Annotated in this window: 1 protein-coding gene; it reads left to right on the top strand. The window is 63.6% G+C overall.

Annotation, left to right across the window (positions count from 1 at the left end; genetic code table 11):
* The coding region (locus EN884_RS37380; protein WP_128361203.1) for a tyrosine-type recombinase/integrase at positions 1-850 on the top strand (850 nt) is incomplete at both ends.

The following is an 850-nucleotide window of genomic DNA, read 5'->3' as shown; positions in this document are numbered from 1 at the left end:
GCGAACACCCGGCGCGCCTACGCCGCCGATTGGAAGCATTTTTGCGCCTGGGCGCGCCGCCAGCATCTCGATGTGTTGCCGCCCGACCCGCAGGTCGTTGGCCTTTACATCACGGCCTGCGCGTCCGGTAAGGTGACGGGCGACAAGAAGCCGAACGCCGTCTCGACCATCGAGCGACGTCTCTCCTCGATGACCTGGAATTTTTCTCAGCGTGGCCAGCCATTGGACAGGAAGGACCGGCATATCGCCACTGTGCTGGCCGGCATTCGCAACACCCACGCCTCCCCTCCCCGGCAAAAGGAAGCCATTCTGACTGAAGACCTGATTGCCATGCTCGAGACCCTTGACCGTGGAACGTTGCGCGGCCTGCGCGACCGCGCCATGCTCCTGTTGGGTTTCGCCGGCGGCCTGCGGCGTTCTGAAATCGTTGGCCTGGACGTTGCCAGGGACCAAACCCAGGACGGCCGCGGCTGGATCGAGGTTTTGGACAAAGGCGTTCTCGTCGCATTGCGCGGAAAGACCGGCTGGCGCGAGGTCGAGATCGGCCGTGGCTCGTCCGATGCCACATGCCCGGTTGTGGCGGTGCAAACCTGGCTGAAACTGGCGAGGGTCGGCCATGGGCCGTTGTTTCGACGCGTCACCGGAAACGGCAAAGCAGTTGCAGCCGAGCGGCTCAACGACCAGGAAGTGGCGCGGCTGGTCAAACGCACCGCCCTCGCAGCCGGGGTTCGTGGCGACCTGTCCGAAGGCGATCGTGCAGAGAAATTTTCCGGTCATTCCTTGCGCGCCGGTCTTGCCTCATCGGCTGAGGTCGACGAGCGTTACGTTCAAAAGCAGCTTGGCCATACGT

The organism is Mesorhizobium sp. M7A.F.Ca.AU.001.01.1.1, from assembly GCF_004022735.1.
In the GTDB taxonomy this organism is placed as follows: domain Bacteria; phylum Pseudomonadota; class Alphaproteobacteria; order Rhizobiales; family Rhizobiaceae; genus Mesorhizobium; species Mesorhizobium ciceri.
Note: the sequence above shows the minus strand (reverse complement) of the source record. Positions and strands in the feature narration are given on the sequence as shown.